The following is a 1,304-nucleotide window of genomic DNA, read 5'->3' on the forward strand; positions in this document are numbered from 1 at the left end:
CTACGGTGTACACACAAGTAGACCCAGAGCGAGTTTCCAACCAAAAAAGGTGGACTCAAACTGCTCAAGTCCGCGAACCAAAGTAGTAATACCTGGAGGTTTTTGGGATCTGTAACCAGACCAACCACCAAGCCCTTGCATAATCCAAGTATCCCAAGCAAGGGTTTGAGGAGGATAGGGATTTTGTTGCAGTCGAGTTTTGCCGTCCAAAGTAGGAGCAAGAGTAGATAAGCATTGCTGTTGTTCATGCGAAAAAGCAATACTAGCAGGTAAATCAGGGTTATCCCGTCCACCAATCAGTTGTAAAATTCGCACAGCGACGGACAAAGCTAATACAGTCAGTCGTTGAATGGCAGCAATGGACTCAAGCTGAGTGGCTTCGAGATTTAATCCCGCAGTTTTGAGGGTGGCAAAAAGTTGTTCAATTCGCCATCGCCATGTGTACCATCGAATCACCCGTAGTGCTTGTTCTAAACAAATGACTTGGTGGGTGGTGAGCAATCGCCAATGAATCGGTGCTTGACCTGGTGGTGGGTTGACTTCCACGGCTTCCACTGCATAAAGTCTCACACTAGGAGGATAATCTTGTCCATTCAATTTATCTGGACGTTGGATTTTCACCATTGCACGGCGAACAATTAATAATGCCTAAGAATGCGGTTCTACCAATGCGTGCATCTGCTGGGACATCTACTATGTAAGTCCCCTCGCTCGGCTGTTGGTTTAAGTATGTATAAAGTGATAAGTTCTTTCCCTCTAGGCGACGGTCAATACGCGCTCTGACCAGCACATGATTGTCGTGATTTGGGACTGTAGCGAATTCCTCATACATATCGCTTTCGCGGTCGGCGATGTGAGTCACGATTTTGGCATTACCAATAGTTAAACATTTTTGCGTTTCTTCGGCAGAGCGTAGCCACTTATATGATTCTTTCTTTTCTATTGGTAATAGCTGATAGTTGCGCTGATGCTTATCTTGATGGTTTATATCTCTTGTCCACAGTTTTACTGTGCTTATCCCCTGGGGAAATCCATTCTCTGCATCTAATACTAGTGTCGGATGAATATAAAATCCTACATCTGTGTTGTTTCCTACTACACCTACACCCTTTGTTTTCAACCTGCCTACATGAGACTGCAAGTTAATTTCGCTCGTATCACTGATGGCTAATATGTGCTTTCCTTCTACCTGAGATACGCAGTGGTCTGATAGGCTTCGCACTAATTCCCCTACTGTCACATTCTCATTCTCCAAAAACCGATAATATCCCACTTGTTCGGCTCTATTTTTACTTAGAAGCCGA

Annotated in this window: 1 pseudogene; it reads right to left on the reverse strand. The window is 44.5% G+C overall.

Annotation, left to right across the window (positions count from 1 at the left end):
• Positions 1-1,304, reverse strand: a pseudogene (locus ACM0OR_RS28225) (IS4 family transposase); the annotation flags it as partial.

Origin of the sequence: Anabaena sp. CCY 9402-a, assembly GCF_963920945.1 — a bacterium.
Lineage (GTDB): Bacteria > Cyanobacteriota > Cyanobacteriia > Cyanobacteriales > Nostocaceae > Trichormus > Trichormus minutissimus.